At 74.9% G+C, this 17,247-nt stretch carries 17 protein-coding genes; 9 read left to right on the forward strand and 8 right to left on the reverse strand.

Annotation, left to right across the window (positions count from 1 at the left end; genetic code table 11):
• Nucleotides 1-484 precede the first annotated feature (484 nt).
• The gene (gene pruA / locus ACFU6K_RS09175) at nt 485-2,113 is read left to right on the forward strand and encodes an L-glutamate gamma-semialdehyde dehydrogenase (protein ID WP_380661836.1); all 1,629 of its coding nucleotides are present in this window, start codon (nt 485-487) and stop codon (nt 2,111-2,113) included.
• Between the two features lie 161 nt (nt 2,114-2,274).
• A complete protein-coding gene (locus tag ACFU6K_RS09180; RefSeq protein ID WP_380661838.1) occupies nt 2,275-3,204 on the forward strand; it encodes a proline dehydrogenase family protein in 930 nt (309 codons plus the stop codon).
• A gap of 66 nt (nt 3,205-3,270) precedes the next feature.
• Here the strand turns inward: ACFU6K_RS09180 and ACFU6K_RS09185 are convergent, their stop codons facing one another.
• Nucleotides 3,271-3,864, reverse strand: a complete 594-nt coding sequence (locus tag ACFU6K_RS09185) for a Uma2 family endonuclease (protein WP_380661839.1) — start codon at nt 3,862-3,864, stop codon at nt 3,271-3,273.
• 149 nt (nt 3,865-4,013) lie between these two features.
• Here ACFU6K_RS09185 and ACFU6K_RS09190 point away from each other — a divergent pair, with 149 nt between their 5' ends.
• Nucleotides 4,014-4,706: an RraA family protein gene (locus tag ACFU6K_RS09190; RefSeq protein ID WP_380661840.1), complete on the forward strand. Its 693-nt coding sequence runs from the start codon at nt 4,014-4,016 to the stop codon at nt 4,704-4,706.
• 23 nt (nt 4,707-4,729) lie between these two features.
• Here ACFU6K_RS09190 and ACFU6K_RS09195 read toward each other — a convergent pair whose 3' ends face one another.
• The 4 genes from ACFU6K_RS09195 to ACFU6K_RS09210 form a co-directional block, all read right to left on the reverse strand.
• Nucleotides 4,730-5,266: a GNAT family N-acetyltransferase gene (locus tag ACFU6K_RS09195; RefSeq protein ID WP_380661842.1), complete on the reverse strand. Its 537-nt coding sequence runs from the start codon at nt 5,264-5,266 to the stop codon at nt 4,730-4,732.
• Nucleotides 5,267-5,325: 59 nt separating this feature from the next.
• Entirely contained in the window at nt 5,326-6,291 is a 966-nt protein-coding gene (locus ACFU6K_RS09200) for an SGNH/GDSL hydrolase family protein (RefSeq protein ID WP_380661843.1), read from the reverse strand.
• 124 nt (nt 6,292-6,415) lie between these two features.
• Nucleotides 6,416-7,738 (reverse strand): TerD family protein, encoded by a 1,323-nt coding sequence (locus tag ACFU6K_RS09205; RefSeq protein ID WP_380661851.1) that lies wholly within the window; start codon nt 7,736-7,738, stop codon nt 6,416-6,418.
• A gap of 172 nt (nt 7,739-7,910) precedes the next feature.
• The gene (locus tag ACFU6K_RS09210; RefSeq protein ID WP_380661844.1) at nt 7,911-9,134 is read right to left on the reverse strand and encodes a hypothetical protein; all 1,224 of its coding nucleotides are present in this window, start codon (nt 9,132-9,134) and stop codon (nt 7,911-7,913) included.
• Between the two features lie 329 nt (nt 9,135-9,463).
• Here ACFU6K_RS09210 and ACFU6K_RS09215 point away from each other — a divergent pair, with 329 nt between their 5' ends.
• Nucleotides 9,464-9,964 carry an SsgA family sporulation/cell division regulator gene (locus ACFU6K_RS09215; protein WP_380661845.1) on the forward strand — a complete coding sequence of 167 codons (501 nt, stop codon included), beginning with the start codon at nt 9,464-9,466 and terminating at the stop codon, nt 9,962-9,964.
• Between the two features lie 30 nt (nt 9,965-9,994).
• Here the strand turns inward: ACFU6K_RS09215 and ACFU6K_RS09220 are convergent, their stop codons facing one another.
• The 3 genes from ACFU6K_RS09220 to ACFU6K_RS09230 all read right to left on the reverse strand — a co-directional run bounded on the left by ACFU6K_RS09220 (nt 9,995) and on the right by ACFU6K_RS09230 (nt 13,140).
• A complete protein-coding gene (locus ACFU6K_RS09220) occupies nt 9,995-11,431 on the reverse strand; it encodes a GAF domain-containing protein (RefSeq protein WP_380661846.1) in 1,437 nt (478 codons plus the stop codon).
• Nucleotides 11,432-11,614: 183 nt separating this feature from the next.
• On the reverse strand, nt 11,615-12,739 hold the full coding sequence (locus tag ACFU6K_RS09225; RefSeq protein WP_380661847.1) for a M56 family metallopeptidase: 1,125 nt from the start codon (nt 12,737-12,739) through the stop codon (nt 11,615-11,617).
• On the reverse strand, nt 12,736-13,140 hold the full coding sequence (locus tag ACFU6K_RS09230; RefSeq protein ID WP_049654255.1) for a BlaI/MecI/CopY family transcriptional regulator: 405 nt from the start codon (nt 13,138-13,140) through the stop codon (nt 12,736-12,738). The genes ACFU6K_RS09225 and ACFU6K_RS09230 overlap by 4 nt, the downstream gene beginning before the upstream one ends.
• 115 nt (nt 13,141-13,255) lie before the next feature.
• Here ACFU6K_RS09230 and ACFU6K_RS09235 point away from each other — a divergent pair, with 115 nt between their 5' ends.
• The 5 genes from ACFU6K_RS09235 to ACFU6K_RS09255 all read left to right on the forward strand — a co-directional run.
• On the forward strand, nt 13,256-13,924 hold the full coding sequence (locus ACFU6K_RS09235; RefSeq protein ID WP_380661848.1) for a DedA family protein: 669 nt from the start codon (nt 13,256-13,258) through the stop codon (nt 13,922-13,924).
• Entirely contained in the window at nt 13,921-14,592 is a 672-nt protein-coding gene (locus tag ACFU6K_RS09240) for a phosphatase PAP2 family protein (protein WP_380661849.1), read from the forward strand. The genes ACFU6K_RS09235 and ACFU6K_RS09240 overlap by 4 nt, the downstream gene beginning before the upstream one ends.
• Nucleotides 14,593-14,739: 147 nt before the next feature.
• Nucleotides 14,740-15,255 carry a pyridoxamine 5'-phosphate oxidase family protein gene (locus ACFU6K_RS09245; RefSeq protein ID WP_049654261.1) on the forward strand — a complete coding sequence of 172 codons (516 nt, stop codon included), beginning with the start codon at nt 14,740-14,742 and terminating at the stop codon, nt 15,253-15,255.
• Nucleotides 15,256-15,370: 115 nt separating this feature from the next.
• Complete coding sequence (locus tag ACFU6K_RS09250; protein WP_380661850.1) at nt 15,371-16,492, forward strand: TIGR03364 family FAD-dependent oxidoreductase; 1,122 nt, start codon at nt 15,371-15,373, stop codon at nt 16,490-16,492.
• Between the two features lie 41 nt (nt 16,493-16,533).
• On the forward strand, nt 16,534-17,247 hold a 714-nt coding region (locus tag ACFU6K_RS09255; protein WP_380661852.1), incomplete at its 3' end, for a phosphonatase-like hydrolase.

The following is a 17,247-nucleotide window of genomic DNA, read 5'->3' on the forward strand; positions in this document are numbered from 1 at the left end:
GCACCGGGACGTCCAGGCCCAGCGGGGCGGCCTGCAGCTCGACCAGCGGTTCGCCGAGGGACATCAGGAGTTGACGGAGCGGCAGGCCGGGGGTGGTCAACGCCGGTCCTCCTTCATCCGCCCGGACAACGTTTCGCGGTCGATTTTAGCCGGACGGACAGAGAATCGGCGTGGCCGCCGGATCGCGGCCCGGGGACCCGGCGCCCGGGGCGCCCCGGGCACCGGCGGGCACCGGCGCGCGAGCCGCCTTCGAGGACCGGGGGCGTGAGCCGGTGGTGCGGGGTGGTGTGAACGGTGGGGCGATCGGGGACGGTTCGTGACCGTGGCGTGACCAGCTTCGTCGGGCCGGACAACGCCGTACGGGGGAATTTAGCCGCGCGGCCAATCAAGTGGCCCGGTGGCCAGGAATAGCGTTCGTGCTGTGGTCGGCGTGCAACCCGCGCCGGCAATCCCCCCGCACTGAACGAAGGAGAGCGTGCGCTCTATGGACGCTGTGACCCAGGTCCCCGCGCCGGTGAACGAGCCGGTCCACAGCTACGCCCCCGGGAGCCCGGAACGGGCCCGTCTGGAGGCCAAGCTGAAGGAGCTGGGCGGCCAGGAGCCGGTCCAGCTGACCATGACGATCAACGGTGAGCGCCGGATGGGCGGCGGCACCGAGATCCACGTCGTCCAGCCGCACAACCACGCGGCTCGGCTCGGCACCCTGCGCAACGCCACCCAGGCCGACGCGCAGGACGCCATCGACACTGCCCTGGCCGCTGCCCCGGCCTGGCAGGCGCTCTCCTTCGACTCCCGCGCCGCGATCTTCCTCAAGGCCGCCGACCTGCTGGCCGGCCCCTGGCGCGAGACCCTGGCCGCCGCCACCATGCTCGGCCAGTCCAAGACCGCGCAGCAGGCCGAGATCGACACCCCCTGCGAGCTGGTCGACTTCCTGCGCTTCAACGTGCACTTCGCCCGCCAGATCATGGCCGAGCAGCCGATCTCCTCGGACGGCGTGTGGAACCGCAGCGACCACCGCCCGCTCGAGGGCTTCGTCTACGCGATCACCCCGTTCAACTTCACCGCGATCGCCGGCAACCTGCCGACCGCGCCCGCGCTGATGGGCAACGTGGTGCTGTGGAAGCCGTCCCCGACCCAGCAGTTCTCCGCGCACCTGCTGATGCAGCTGCTGGAGGAGGCCGGCCTGCCCAAGGGCGTCATCAACATGGTGACCGGCGACGGCCTGGCCGTCTCCGAGGTCGCGCTCAAGCACCCGGCGCTGGCCGGCATCCACTTCACCGGCTCCACCGCCACCTTCCAGCACCTGTGGCGCGAGGTCGGCACCAACATCTCCGGCTACCGCACCTACCCGCGGATCGTCGGCGAGACCGGCGGCAAGGACTTCCTGGTCGCCCACCCGTCCGCCGACCCGAAGGTCCTGAAGACCGCGATGACCCGCGGCGCCTTCGAGTTCCAGGGCCAGAAGTGCTCGGCGCTGTCGCGGGCCTACGTCCCGGCCTCGCTCTGGGCCGGCCTCAAGGACGAGTTCGCCGCCGAGGTCGACGGCCTCACCATGGGCGACGTCAGCGACCTGTCCAACTTCATGTCGGCCGTCATCGACGAGCGCTCCTTCGCCAAGAACAAGGCCGCGATCGACCGCGCCCAGGCCGACCCGCAGGTCGAGGTCCTCGCCGGCGGCACCTACGACGACTCGGTCGGCTACTTCGTCCGCCCGACCGTCCTGGTCTGCCAGGACCCGGCCGCCGAGTACTTCAAGGACGAGTACTTCGGTCCGATCCTCGCCGTGTACGTCTACGAGGACGAGAAGTACGAGGAGATGCTGGCCCAGATGGAGTCGGTGTCCCCGTACGGCCTGACCGGCTCGATCATCTCCCAGGACCGCGCCGCGGCCCAGGACGCGATGCACAAGCTGCGCTTCGCCGCCGGCAACTTCTACATCAACGACAAGCCGACCGGCGCCGTCGTCGGCCAGCAGCCCTTCGGTGGCGGCCGGGCCTCGGGCACCAACGACAAGGCCGGTGCCAAGCAGAACCTGGCGCGCTGGACCTCGACCCGCTCGGTCAAGGAGACCTTCGTCCCGCCGACGGACTACCGCTACCCGCACATGGGCTGACCAACCCCCCCTGGCCAGCCGGCTCGTCCCGTAGCCACCGGTCACCCGCGACGCCCGGTCCCGCAGCCGGGCGCCGCCTCCCGGGGCGGCGGTGCCTCATCCCCGCACCGCCGTCCCGGCCCTTCTGCCATCCTTAAGAAGCACCAGCTCCAGGAGTCACGATGCTCCGTTCCGCCCTTCTCGCGGCCTCCCGGTCCCCGCAGGTCCGCACCGTGGTCGAGAAGTTCCCGCCGACCCACGCGATAGTCGAGCGCTTCGTCGCCGGTGACGTCCTCGACGACGCCGTCACCGCCACCGACGACCTGATCGCCACCGGTCGCAAGGTCACCCTCGACCACCTCGGCGAGGACACCCAGGACGCCGCCCAGGCCGCCGGCACCGCCGAGGCCTACGAGCACCTGCTCAAGGCCCTCAAGGAGACCGGCCTCGCGGCCGGCGCCGAGGTGTCGGTCAAGCTGTCGGCCGTCGGCCAGTTCCTGCCGGTGGACGGCGAGAAGATCGCGCTGGAGAACGCCCGCCGCATCTGCGAGGCCGCCGCCGACGCGGGCACCACGGTGACCCTCGACATGGAGGACCACACCACCACCGACTCCACCCTCGCCATCGCGCGGGAGCTGCGGGCGGACTTCCCGTGGCTGGGCGTCGTGCTCCAGGCCTACCTGCGCCGCACCGAGGCCGACTGCCGCGAGTTCTCCGGCGCCGGCTCGCGCGTGCGCCTGTGCAAGGGTGCCTACAAGGAGCCCGAGTCGGTCGCCTTCCAGGGCAAGCACGAGGTCGACCTCGCGTACGTCCGGGCCCTGAAGGTCCTGATGGCGGGCGAGGGCTACCCGATGATCGCCTCGCACGACCCCAACATGATCAAGATCGCCGGCCAGCTGGCCCAGTGGAACGGCCGCAAGCGGGACTCCTTCGAGTACCAGATGCTGTTCGGCATCCGCCCCGAGGAGCAGCTGCGCCTCGCCGGCGAGGGCAACACCATGCGGGTCTACCTCCCGTACGGCCAGGAGTGGTACGGCTACTTCATGCGCCGCCTCGCCGAGCGCCCCGCCAACCTGACCTTCTTCCTGCGCGCCATGGCCACCCGCGGCTGACCCGGCGCCCCCAGGCCACGGCCCGCACCCCTGACGGGGGGTGCGGGCCGTCGCGCGTTGTCGACGTCAGAGGAACGGCTTCGTGTCGAGGTCGAAGTCGAACGGGGCAGGGAGCGCGAGCGGTTCACCGAAGGCGGCGAGGTGCACCTCGGTGTACTCGTCGCGGTGCGGCTTGGCGAAGAGGCTGACCTGGGACTTCTCGCGGTCGATGAGGAGGTAGAGCGGGATGCCGGCCCGGGCGTAGCAGTGGCGCTTGGCGATGCGGTCCTGGTCGGGCTTGGCGGAGGTCACTTCCGCGACCATGGCGACGCCGTCCGGTTCCATCCAGGACGGTGCGCCCCGGAAGAGGCGGAGTTCCTCGGGAGCGAATGTGACGTCCGGGATGACGTGGTTCTTCGGACAGAGACCGCCGCTCACGAGGCGGAGGCCCTTGCCTCCGGAAACGCTCATATCGGTCTTGGAGCGCCGGATCACCTGCTTGAGCAGGTGGTTGATGTAGTCCTCGTGATCGCCGTCCGGCGGTGGTGCCACGATGATCTCTCCCTCGATGAGCTCGGCCCGGAAGCCTTCGGGGGAGTGCAGGCTCAGGAAGCTCTCCAGCAGGATGTCCGCCTGCGATGGGGAGCCCGCGATCGGTTGCTCATGCGCCACAGCACTCATGATGCCCCTCCTTCAGGTGGCCGTCACGCTACTGCGGTCCCGGAACGGGGTATGCCGCATATGGCATGGTTTCACTCGATGGTGTGAGTTTGAGCGGGACCTAAGATCTTCCTGCTGGTGAACTGGCTTTTCGAGTGGAGGAGTTGGGGATGCTGAAGGCTTTCGCGGAGCTGTCCACGCCGTTGGTGGCGGATGCCTGTGTGCGGCTCGGGGTGGGGGTGCGGGTGGCGCCGGCGGGGGTGGGGGCGGTGGTGGCCGGGGCCCGGGTGGCGGGGCGGGTGCTGCCGGTGCGGCACTACGGGAGCGTGGACGTGTTCCTGGAGGCGTACGGGGCGGCCCGGGACGGGGACGTGCTGGTGGTCGACAACGGCGGGCGGACCGACGAGGCCTGCATCGGGGACCTCGCGGTGCTGGAGGCGCGGGCCGCCGGGGTGGCCGGGATCGTGGTGTGGGGGCTGCACCGGGACACCCCCGAGCTGCGGGAGATCGGGCTGCCGGTGTTCAGCTACGGGGCGCTGCCGCTCGGCCCGGTGCGGTTGGACGACCGAGAGCCGGCGGCGCTGCTGACGGCGAAGTTCGGGCCGCACCCGGTGAGCGCCGAGGACGTGGTGTTCGCCGACCCGGACGGGGTGCTGTTCGTGCCCGGCGACCGGGTCGCGGAGGTGCTGGAGACGGCCGGCGGGATCGCCCGGACCGAGCGCGCGCAGGCCGCGCGGATCGCCTCCGGGGACACGCTGCGCCGGCAGACCTCCTTCGAGGAGTACCTGGAGCGGCGCGCCACCGACCCGGCGTACAGCTTCCGGCGGCACCTGCGGCGGATCGGCGGGGCGATCGAGGAGTAGGAGCAGGAGCAGGGGTAACGGCCTTACAGCTTGCGGTACATGACGTGCAGGCCGACGTAGCCGTCCACGGGGTGGTCGAAGGCCTCGGGGACGGTGCCGACGATCTCGAAGCCGAGCGACTCGTAGAGCCGCACGGCGTGGTGGTTGTTGGCGACGACGGCGTTGAACTGCATGGCGCGGAAGCCGGACCGGCGGGCCCAGTCGAGGGTGTACTCGACCAGGGCCCGCCCGATCCCCCGGCCGTGGTGGGCCGGGTCGACCAGGTAGCTGGCGCTGGCCACGTGCGAGCCGTTGCCGGGGCGGTTGCGGGTCATGGTGGCGGTGCCGAGGATCCGCCCGTCCTCGTCCACCGCGACCACCGTGCGGTTCGGGGCGGCGAGCATCCACCACTCCCGGCCCAGCTCGGAGGGCATGTCCAGGGGGTAGGGGAAGGTCTCGCCGGCGGCGACGACGGTGTGGAAGAACGGCCAGATGCCCGGCCAGTCCTCGGGGACGGCTTCGCGGATGCGGACGGGAGCGGGCGCGGGAGCGGGCACGGGCACGGGCGAGGACGTGGGCATCGGACCAGGATGGCGCGCGAGGGGTGGGCGGGCCAGCGGTTTTCGGTGGGAGCGGCCGGTCAGCCGCCGAGGACGGCCTTCTCGACTAGGGCCGCGGTGTGGGCCTGGCCGGTCGCGTTGGGGTGCACCACGGCGTACTTGAGGGGGAGGACGCTGGTCAGCACGCCGTCCAGCCAGTGGTCGGCGTCGCAGACGCTGTGGCCGGCGCTGGCGGGGTAGAGGTCCACGAAGGTGTCGCCGTGGGCGGCGGTGCTCCGGGCGACGAGCGCGTTGAGCGGTTCCACGATCGCGGTGCGGGCCCAGACGAGGTCGCCGCCGGTGAAGGTGCCGAACTGCAGGAGGTTGCCGTACTGGCAGAGCCCGGCGTTCTCGGGGACGAGGTGGGGGTAGCCGACGGTGAGGATCCTGGCGGACGGGGCCTTGGCGTGCAGCGCGGTCAGCATCCGGTCGTAGCCGTTGCGCAGCCGGGCGAAGCGGTCGGGCAGGCCCGCGTCGAACTTGTCCTTGCAGGGCGTGCCCCGGCCGAGCTGGACGGCGCCGAGTTCGATGCAGCTCTTGAGGATCTCGGCGAAGCCGAGGTCGTTGCCGCCGATCCCGACGGTGACCAGGTCGGTGGCCGGGGCGACGGCGTCGATCTGCGGCGGGACGGGCGGGTAGGGGCCGTTCGGGTCGGTGCCGAGCGGCGGGAGCGGGCGGCCGAGCGGGGACTGCGCGGCCACGTCGACGCCGTCGGTGGTGGCGCCGCTGCAGCTGACGTTCCGCAGGTCGGCCAGGGAGCCGAGGTCGCGGCGGATGATCTCGGGGTAGGACTCGACGGTCCGGGCGCAGCCGTCGCGGGGCGCGGTCTCGTCGCCGGTGGCCTCGATGATCCCGGCGGTGTAGGAGTCGCCGAGGGCCGTCCAGCTCAGTGCGCCGGCGCGGGTGCCCGGCCGGGCTGCGGCCTGGGCGGTGGTCGGGGTGATCAGCCCGGCGGCGAGCACGGTGGCGGTGCCGGCGACGGCGAGGCGGGACAGGAAGCCTGGCACGGCTCTCCTCCTCGGGGTAGGGGGAGAGTGCGGTTTCACCCTCCTGAGAGTCAATCGAGTCGCTCTGTGGACGACTTGATGCCTCGGGAGGGTGAAACCACGGGCAGGACTGTGACGCCGGGGGTCAGAGCGTCGCGGCGGCGGGCTCGATCATCGCCCGCGCGGTCTTGCCGTCGACGTACTCGCCGAGCGCCGTCATCTCCCACTCGCCGCCCGGGCGGCGGACCAGCTTGCACATCATCACACCGGTGTGGGGCTCGGAGTTGGTGAGGTCGAAGCGGACCAGCTCCTCCTCCGTCCGGGCGTCCAGCAGGCGGCAGTAGGCGTCGCGCACCTCGGTGAACCTCTGGCCGGAGAAGGAGTTCACGACGAAGACCAGCGCGTGGACCTCGGCCGGCAGGCCCTCCAGGTGGACGGTGATCGCCTCGTCGTCGCCGCCCTCGCCGCCGACCAGGTTGTCGCCGGAGTGGGAGATCGCGCCGTTGAAGATGCTCAGCTTCATGAACCAGGCCGTCTCCAGCCGCTTGTGGCGGGTGTCGAAGGCGAGGCAGGAGGCGTCCAGGTCGATGTCGCGGCCGCGGGCGGCGGACTTCCAGCCGAGGGCCATCCGGACGGAGGAGAGGAAGGGGCGGCCGTTCTTGACCAGGGAGACCGAGCTGCCCTTGACCAGGTTGACCCGGCCCTTGTCCAGGGTGACCTTGCCGGGGGCGGCCGGGGCCGGGGGCGCGGCGGGCGCCGGGGGAGCCGCGGGCGGGGCCGGGACGGCGCTCTGGCCGGTGGCGAGGGCGATCCGCGGGTCGATCGGGGCGGCCGCCGGTGCGGGCGGCACGGGCGGGACGGCCGGCGGGGCGGTCGGCGGGGCCGGGAGCTGGACGGTCCGGTCCACCGGGGCCGGCGGCGCGGGCGGTGCGGCCGCTGCCGCCGGGGCGGCGGGCGCGGGGGCGGGCGCCGGGGAGTCGTCGACGGTGACGCCGAAGTCGGTGGCGATGCCCGCGAGGCCGTCGGCGTAGCCCTGGCCGACCGCGCGCACCTTCCAGGCGCCGCCCCGCCGGTAGACCTCGACCACGATGAGCGCGGTCTCCAGGCCCAGCCGGGGCGGGGTGAAGGTGACCAGCACCTCGCCGGTGTCGGCGTCGCGGACGGTGGCGGTGGGCTCCGTCCCGGCGAAGGTGGAGACCTGGTCGGCGGGGCTCGCGGTGACCACGATCTTGGTGATGCCGGCCGGGACGGCCCGGGTGTCGACGGTGATCGCGTCGGGGGTGCCGGCGGAGGCCGGGCGGTGGCTGACGCCGGGGCCGTTCGGGGCGTTGAAGAAGACGAAGTCGTCGTCCGAGCGGACCTTTCCGGCATCGGTCAGCAGCAGGCCGGAGACGTCCAGCGCCTTGGGCGCGGTGACCTCGACGGTCACTCGCGCGGCGGTCAGCGGTGCGTTGCCGCCTTGGGTCAGGACGGTGGGCACGGACTCCTCCTCGGGTGCGGAACGGCGGCCCGGCCGGGGCCGTTGGGGGCGCCGGGCCGGGTGCTGCCCACAGTAACGAACGAGGGTGCGGGGATGCGCCCGTCCGGCGGGGCCGGCTGTCGGATCGTCGGACGATCGTCCGCTGCGGGCCGCCGGCAGGTCAGCGGGCCGCGGCGGCCGCGGCGGTCGGGGCGGTCGGGGTGGCCGGCGTGGCGGCCGGGGTGCCGGGCGGGTACGGCTCGGCGGACGGCGGCGGAGGCGGGCCGAAGGAGCCGAGCGCGGCGACCGCGCGGGGGTGGTCGAGGGCGAAGGCGGAGACGCTCCAGCTCTCCGCCGGGGCCGACTTGCGCACCACGGCGGACGGGTCGGCCGCCGGGCGGGCGCCGCGGACGCCGAAGGTGTAGTGGCCGGGCCGGACGTCGGTGCCGGGCGGGGTGGTGAAGCGGTAGACGAGGGTGCCGCGCTCCTGCTGGACGGTCACCACGGCGCCCGGCAGGTCGGTCCAGGCCGAGCCGGGGCCGGGGGCCGACTCGCCCGGGACGAGCCGGAACTCGGCCTGGAACGCGGTGACCGGCTCGGCGGCCGCGAGGGTGAGCTGGTGGCGCAGGCCGTCGCGGCCCAGCGGGGAGACCCGGGCGGCGCCGGTCAGCGCGTGGTCGGTGTCCGCGCTGTCGTCGGTGCCGTCGGCGTCCGGGGCGTCGCCGGTGTCCGCCGCGCCGTCGGTGTCCGGGAGGGGCAGGGCGGGCGGCGGTGCCGGGCGGCCGGGCACGGCGGGCGCCGGACCGGGGTCGTTCGGCGTCCGGCCAGGGGCGGGCGGGCCGAAGCCGGGCTGCTTGGCGCCCGGGGCCGGGACGGAGACGGAAGGGGAGGGCGAGGGGCCGGCCGGGGCCGGGGTGCCGGCCTCGGTGCCCGCGAGCTGGGTGCCGGGCGCCGGTGCGTCCTGCCCGGCCGAGGCCTGGCCGCCGGTCTGGGGTGTGCCCGGGACCGTCGCGCGGGGCGCGGGCGGGGTGGCGGCGACCGGAGGGTTCACCGAGTGGCGCGTGGAGGGGCGCGCCGAGGGCCGGTCGGCGGCGGGGGCGGACGACGGGCCGCCGCTCGGGGTCTGCGCCGAGACCGCCTCGGCCTCGTCGGTGGCGCCCGGCGTGGGCGGCGGGGTGCTGCCGACCCGGGCGACGCCGGCCCGGCGGCCGATCCCCTGCTGTTCGTTGAGCAGCAGGGTGGTCGCGATGCTGATGCCGACCACGGTGGACATCGCCATCGCGGCACCGGAGAAGCGCAGGGTGGGCAGCCGGAACAGGCCGCCGAACGGGCGCGGCCGCCCGTGCCGGCCCTGCCGTGCGGGCTCGTGCTGCACGTCCCGCGCGGTGTCCTCGCGCACAGCCACCGGACCCCTCCCTCCCCGAAGCCGCCGTCGCGTCGCCGTATTCTCCCACGCGCCGCCGCCGGGCCCGGCTCCGGCCGCGGAGGGCCGGTTCCACGCGGGCCCGCGTGGGGAGAGGGGAGAGCGTACCAGCGGACGGCCGCGGCCCGGTCGCACCCCCTCCACTTCGCGGACATCCGTGCGCCACACGGAAGTTGACGGTCCGTCTGATAAGCGCGGGTAAGGGGCGGCCGGCCCGGCCGGGGGTTATTGCAACCCCCTTGCAACCCTTGCCCGCCGTACCGGGCGTGACGCAGGCTGAGGGCATCCCACGCCGTCCCGGAGAGACCGTCATGCCGTCCGACCCGCTGTCCGCAGCCTCCAGTGCACCCCTCGCCGCCACCCCCACGGGCGGCGATGGGGAGGTCTCCACCGCCGCTCCGGCGGCGGTGGAGGAGGTGCTGACCCTGCGGATCTCGCTGGGCGAGGAGGTGGTCGGCGAGGTGCGCACCCGGTTCCGGTTCACCGCCGCGCGCCCGTACGAGGTGCTGCTGACCTTCCATCTGGGGCGGCCGGACGAGGCGGACTGGGTGTTCTCGCGCGAACTGCTGCGCGACGGCCTGCGCGCGCTGAGCGGCCAGGGCGACGTCAAACTGTGGCCGGCGTACTGCCCGTGCCACGGCTCGACGCTGCACCTGGCGCTCGAATCCCCGCACGGCAGCGCGCTGCTGGAGGCCTCCAAGCCCCGGGTGCAGGCCTGGCTGGACCGCACCTACGCGCTGGTCTCCGAGCACCAGGAGCGCCACTGCGGCCCCACCGACGCCGAGCTGGCCGCGCTGCTCGCCGAGGGCTGAGAGCCCGTCCCCTGGAGTCGGGGCAGGCCGTCAGCGGCGCTCCGGCGGCCCGGCCGCGCGCGGCGGCGGGAGGGGCGGCGCGCCGGGCAACCGGGCCGTCCCGGCCGCCAGCGCGGCCCGCAGCCGCCGGACGGCCGGGGCCGAGGAGGCGGGCAGCAGGTCGTACGGGTCGTCCGGCCCGTCCACGCTGACCAGCACCGACTCGGCGATCCGGTACGGCCGGTGGGCCAGCAGCCCGCCCAGGTAGCGGCGCAGCCGGGACAGTTCGGCGCGGACCGTCACCGTCCGGCCCGCGTCGCCGAACAGCGCCTCGGCGAGTTGGGCGGCGGTGCTGCCCTCGCGTCCGGTGGCGAGCAGGAGCAGCAGTTCGGCGTGGCGCGGGCTGAGCGGGTGCGACCAGCTGTCGGCCGCGCCCCGGACGGACAGTTCGGGGCGGTCCGGGCGGCGCAGGTCGAGCCGCAAGTGGGCGCCCTCGGCCTGTTCGGCGGTCACCGTGCCGGAGCCGTCCTCCTCGGGCGGCCGGACCGGGCGCACCAGCCAGCCGTCGGCGAGCGGCTCCAGCGCGCACTCGCCGAGTCCGGGCACCCAGTGCACGGTGGCCGGGGTCCAGCCCTCGCTGGGCACCCGCAGCCGGCTGGGCGGTGGCAGCCCGGCCGCGGCGGCGGTCCAGCCGGCCGCGTCGACCACCAGCGCCGGGCCGCCGACCCGGGCGAGCAGCGGGGCGGCCAGGGCGCGCAGCTGGTGCAGCGCCTCCAGCCGGTGGGCGCGCAGCTCGGTCTCCGCGAGCCGGGCGGCGGTGGCGGTGAGCTGGATCAGGTACGGGCGGACGCTGTGCGCCGGGCCGCTCAGGTTGATGGCGCCGACCAGCCGACCCGTCCCGGGGTCGCGCACCGGCGCGGCCACGCAGGTCCAGGCGTGGTGGCTGCGCAGGTAGTGCTCGGCGGAGTGGACGTGCATCGGGCGCCGGGCGCGCAGCGCGACCGCGATGCCGTTGGTGCCGACGCTCTCCTCGATCCAGCGGGCGCCGGTGATGAAGCCGATCCGGTCGGCGCTGCGGCGCAGGCCGCGCTCGCCCTCCTGCCAGAGCACGTGGCCCTCGGCGTCGGCGACGGCCAGCAGCAGCGGGGCCGCGCCGCCGACCTCCAGCAGGGTCTCGCGCAGCACCGGCAGGACGGCGTCGAGTCCGCTGGTGCGGCGGCGCTGTTCGATTTCGCCGGGGCTCAGCAGGACGGCGGCGGCGCCGGTGTCGGGGTCGAGGCCGAGGCGGCGCAGCCGGGCCCAGGAGTCGCCGATCTCGGGGCGGGGTTCGAGCGGGCCGGGGCCGCCGGCCTCCTCGGCGGGGGCGGGAACGGCCAGTTCCCGGGCGGCGGCGTCGGCGAGGGTGCGGTCGTGGACCTTGGCCAGCTCCGACGCGGTCGGCGGGGTGCGGCGCTCGGGTCGTCGGGACTGCCGTCCGGTCTGCCGCACTCGCTTCGCTCCTCGCCGCCGTTCGAGGACGCGCCGGGGCCGACGCGCTGACGAAAGCGTACGGGGGCGGTGGGCCGCTGGGGACGGGGTCGGGCAAGTCGGCATACCGGGCGGTACGGAACGCGGGCCCGTGTTCCGTACCGCCGTACCGCCTGACGGCCGGACGGCCGGGGGCGGCCGGGGTCAGCGCTGCGCGCCGGAGCCCTGCTGGGCCGCCTCCACGGTGTGGTGCAGGTCGGCGCCGGCTTCCAGGGCGGCGCCGGTGCTCAGCGCCAGGCAGGCGGCCAGGGCCACGGCGGCGGCCCGCAGCCAGGTGCCGGGGGCGGTGGCCGGGCGGGGCCGGAGCAGTGCGGCGACCCGGCGCGGGACCGGGCCGGAGTGGGCGGCGGCGACCAGCCGGGGGCGGGCCGGCCAGGGGGAACGGCTCGCGGCCAGCGCGGCCCGGCCGACCGCGCGGGCGGTGACGGCGCGGTCGCCGACCCGGGCGGCGGCCACCTCGTCGGCCCAGCGCTCCAGGTGGTAGCCGAGGGGTGCGCGCAGCGGGCGGAGCGCCGGGTGGACGTCGGCGGCGTGCTCGGCGAGGGCGAGGAAGAGGTGGTGGCGGGCGGTCAGGTGGGCCCGTTCGTGGGCGAGCAGGGCGGAGCGCTCGGGGCCGCTGAGGGCGCGCAGCATGCCGGAGGTGACCACGATCCGGCCGGGTTCGCCCGGTCGGCCGGGGCGGCCCAGGCGGCCGGGCAGGGCGAAGGCGTCGGCGCACTCGTCGTCCAGGACGGTGAGCGGATGGTCGGCGGGCCGCAGCAGGTGGGCGGGCCGGAGCAGGGCGGCCGGCCATGCCGGGGGGCGTGACCGGCGCACGGAGGCGCGCGGGGGGCGCGTGTCCGGATGCTGGTCAGGGGAAGCGGCGCGGTCCTCGTGGCGGCCGTCGGAGGGCTCCGCGCGGACCGCCTGGGCCGGGAGCGCGGCCCGGGCGGCGCGCAGCTCCCGCAGCCGTCGGCGGGCGGTGCGCACCGCCAGGGCGCCGAGCGCGAGGAGGGCCAGGGCGGCCGCCGCGGCCGGGAACGGCGCGTCGGGCGCGGCCGCGGTGAGCCAGGGCAGCGAGAGGTGGCCGAGGGCGGCGACCGGCGGGAGCTGGAGCAGTCCGGCGGCGGCCAGCAGGCCGAGCGAGCAGAGGGTGCCGCCGGCCAGGACGGCGGCGGTGCCGGCCAGCATCCAGGCGGCGGCCCGCGGTGGCAGCGCCTCGGCGAGGCGGCGGGCCAGCGGGGCGGCCAGGAAGGGCAGCAGCAGCGGGACCCAGACGGCGAGCATCATCGGCCCGCCGTTCCCGGTGTCTGCGCCCCGGGGTTGCCGTCGCCGAGGAGGTCGCGCAGCAGCTGCTCGTCCTCGGCGGAGAGGTCGGAGACGAAGCGGGCCAGCACGGTGGAGCGGTCGGTCTCGCGGCCGAGCTCGGTGTGCATCCGGCGGGCGGCGAGCCCGGCGGTGTCCTGGACGGTCGGGGTGTAGGCGTAGGCGCGGCCGGCCCGGGTGCGCTCGACCGTCCCCTTGTCGAACAGCCGGGCCAGGATCGTCGCGATGGTGGTGCGGGCGAGGTCCCCGCCGAGCGCGGCCTGGACGTCCTGCGGCGTCATCGGCTGCCGGGCGGACCAGAGGGCGGCCAGCACCTCGGCCTCCAGCTCCCCGGCGGGCCGGCGGGCGGACGGTACGTCGGGCATGGCGGCGCTTCCTCCAAGTATCGTCTACAGTCGTGTAGACCGTCTACGCAACTGTAGACGGTCCGGGCGGGTTCCGGTGCGAACCGCCCTCCAACGTACGGGAGGTCCGTCGGCCTTGCTCCAGTTCCTCGCCGATCCGGCCGTTCACCTCGCGGTGAACCCGCTGGACGCGTCCTCACTGCTCGCCGCCTTCGGCGCGCTCGGCATCGCCGTGGTGCTGTTCGCCGAGACCGGGCTGCTGGTGGGCTTCTTCCTGCCCGGCGACTCGCTGCTGTTCACCGCCGGACTGCTCTGCGTGCCCGGCGCCACCAAGGGCCCGCAGCTGCACCTGTGGCAGGTGCTGCCCGCCGCCCTGGTCGGCGCGCTCGTCGGCGCCCAGGTCGGCTACCTGATCGGCCGGCGCGGCGGCCGGGCGCTGCTCGGCCGGACCAGGCGCAAGAGCCTGCTGGAGGGCGTGGCGCGGGCCGAGGAACTGCTCGCCAGGTACGGCCACGGCAAGGCGATCGTGCTCGCCCGGTTCATCCCGGTGGTCCGAACGGTGCTGAATCCGCTCTGCGGGGTACTCGACGTGCCGGTCCGCTCGTTCACCCTGTGGCAGGTGGCCGGAGGCGCGGTCTGGACGGTCGGCGTCGTGTTCGCCGGGTACGGGCTGGGCTCGTCCATCCCCGGTATCGACCAGTACCTGCTGCCGATCATCGGTCTGGTAGTAGTTGTCTCCGTGCTCCCTATTGTTCTCGAACTGTTCCGCGCCCGTAAGGCGCGACGTCACGGAGGTGACACGTGACGCCCTCCAGGGCGCTCGCCGTGTACGACGGCAGCGGAATCGACGGCGGCCTGTACACCCGGGTCAACGGCTGGGCGCAGTCGGCGCCGCACTGGCTGGACGAGCTGATCAAGGTCTGGTCGGCGCTCGGCCTCGGGCTGTTCGCGGTCTTCATGCTCTACGCCTGGTGGCGGGCGCGCGGCGCGGACTCGGCCGTGATGGCCAAGGTGCTCGCCTCGCCGGTGATCGTGGTCGTCGCCTACGGCGTCAACTCGGTGTTCAAGGGCGCGGTCGAGGAACTCCGGCCGTGCGCGCAGATCCCCGGCAGTGTCTCGCTGGAGACCTGCCCGGGCACCGGGGACTGGTCCTTCCCGAGCAACCACTCGGTGATCGCCTTCGCCGCCGCGACCGCGCTCTGGTTCGTCAACCGGCGGCTCGGCCTGGTGGCCGGCCTGTTCGCGGTGCTGATGGCCGCCTCCCGGGTCTGGGTCGGCGTGCACTACCCGCACGACGTGGCGGTGGGCGCGCTGGTCGGGCTGCTGGCCGCGGTGGTGCTGGCGCCGCTCGCCGGGCGGTGCGGTCCGCTGGTGGACCGGATGCGGGCGGGCGCGCTGCGGCCGCTGCTCGGACCGGGGCAGCCGCCGGTCATGGCCCGCGGGTACGCGTCGTACGGGTCCCGGCAGCGCTGAGCCGGACTTCCGCCCCTGCCCCTTGTCCGGCCTCGGACGGCGGGTGGAGCATGTGAGCCGGGCGTGGAGCCTCCTTCGGGGGCGCCCGCCCGGCTCAGTCGTGCTCGGGCGCGCGGGCGCCGGGCGTGCCAGCGGAGGGAGTGCCGAATGCCGTACCGACTCGACATCACGCAGGGGGACTGGCCGGGCGACCTGCTGCACAAGGGCGTCGAGGGGCTGTTGGCCGAGGCCATGGTGCTCACCCTCGCCACCGCGGGCCACGAGCACGGCCCGCACGCCAACCTGGCCTTCTTCGCGTACGACGACGACCTCGTCCTCTACTTCGTCAGCGAGCGCTCCACCCGGCACAGCCACCACCTGGCCGAGGAGGCCCGGGCCGCCGCCACCGTCTTCCTGCCGCCGCCGGTCTTCGGCGAGCAGCTGCGCGGCCTCCAGCTGACCGGCAGCGCGAGCGAGGCCTGGGGGCGGCAGGCCGAGGCGGCGCTGGCCGCCTACCAGGGGCGCTACCCGGTCTTCGCGCGGGACGAGGAGGTCCGGCGGCAGTTCCTGACCGGGGGCGGGGCGGCGGCGCTGTACCGGTTCCAGGTGGAGGAGCTGACGGCGGTGGACGAGCCGAACTTCGGGCGGCGCAACTACCTGCGGGCGCGGGTGGTGCGGTCGTAGCCGCCGGGACGGCCCCGGAACGGCCGACGGGTTGTCTGTACAACTTCCCAGGTGGTTCATCTGCGGGACGGCGTGCCGACGCCCCTCGGACACCCGGGCGCACCAGCCTGGACGCATGAGAGTCATCGTCGTAGGAGCAGGCGTCCTGGGCAGCATGCACGCCTGGCAGGCCGTCGAACGCGGCCACGAGGTCGTCCACCTGGAGCGCGAGACCGAGGCGCGCGGCGCCTCGGTGCGCAACTTCGGCCTGGTCTGGGTCAGCGGCCGGGCGCAGGGCGAGGAGCTGGACACCGCGCTGCGCGCCCGCGAACTGTGGGAGTCCATCGGCGCCCGCGTCCCGGACCTCGGCTTCCGGGCCAACGGATCGCTCACCGCGATCCGCACCGAGGCCGAACTCGCCGTCGCCGAACAGGCCCTGACCCTGCCGGACGCCGCCGCCCGCGGCTACCGGCTGCTCGACCCGGACGAGACCCGCGCCGCCAACCCGGCCCTGCGCGGCAAGCTGCTCGGCGCCCTGTGGTGCGGGCGCGACGCCGCCGTCGAGCCGCGCACCGCCCAGCCCGCGCTGCGCGCCGCCCTGGAGGCCACCGGCCGGTACACCTTCCTGCCCGGGCGCGAGGTGCGCGAGGTGGTCGGCGAGAACGCCGTCCGCGACGACCACGGCGACGTCCACACCGGCGACCTGGTGGTCCTCTGCACCGGCGCCTGGCTCGGCGGCCTGGTCCGCGAACTCGCCCCCGCCCTGCCGGTCCGCCGGGTGCGGCTCCAGATGATGCAGACCGACCCGCTCGGCGAGACCCTGACCACCTCCGTCGCCGACGGCGACAGCTTCCGCTACTACCCCGCCTTCGCCGGCACCGCCCTGGACCGGCTGCGCGAGACCCAGCCGCAGCCGCCGGTCGCCGCCGAGCACGGGATGCAGCTGCTGATGGTCCAGCGCCGCGACGGCGGCCTGACCATCGGCGACACCCACGAGTACGACCAGCCGTTCGGCTTCGACGTCGCCGAGGACCCGTACGACCACCTGGTCGGCGTGGTCGAGGACCTGCTCGGCCGCCCGATGCCGCGGATCCGCCGCCGCTGGGCCGGGGTGTACGCGCAGTGCGTCGACACCACCCGGGTCGTCCACCGCGAGCGCGTGCGCGACGGCGTCTGGCTGGTCACCGGCCCCGGCGGCCGCGGCATGACCTGCTCGCCCGCCATCGCCGAGACCACCGCCGACCTCGCCAACCTGTAAGGAGCGCCGCTGTGAGCAACACCGCTGTGACCGACACCGCTGTGACCGATGCCGTGACCGATGCCGCCGTGACCGCCGACATCCGCCTGGTCGTGCTCGACATGGCCGGCACCACCGTGGCCGACGACGGCCTCGTCGAGCAGGCCTTCACCACGGCCGCCGCGGCGCTCGGCGTCGAGGCCGGCAGCCCGGAGTTCGACCCGATGCTGGCCCACGTCCGGGCCACCATGGGCGAGTCCAAGATCTCCGTCTTCCGGCACCTGTTCGGCGCGGAGGAGAAGGCCCAGCGGGCCAACACCGCCTTCGAGGCCGCGTACCACGACCTGGTGGACGCCGGGCACTGCGCCGCCCTGCCCGGCGCCGCCGAGGCCATCGCCGAACTGCGCGGCCAGGGCCGCAAGGTGGTCCTCACCACCGGCTTCTCCCGGGCCACCCAGGACCGCATCCTGGACGCCCTCGGCTGGCGGTCCGTCGCCGACCTGACCCTCTGCCCCGCCGAGGCCGGCCGCGGCCGCCCGTACCCCGACCTGGCGCTCACCGCGCTGCTGCGCACCGGCATCGACTCGGTCCGCCAGATCGCTGTCGCCGGGGACACCGGCTACGACATGCTGACCGGCACCCGGGCCGGCGCCCCGGTCGTCGCCGGCGTCCTCACCGGCGCCCACGACGAGGCCCGGCTGCGGGCCGACGGCGCCACCCACGTCCTCGGCTCGATCGCCGAACTGCCCGCCCTGCTGGGCGGACCGTCCGTCTCC

The organism is Kitasatospora sp. NPDC057512 (assembly GCF_042802135.1).
Classification (GTDB): Bacteria; Actinomycetota; Actinomycetes; order Streptomycetales; family Streptomycetaceae; genus Kitasatospora.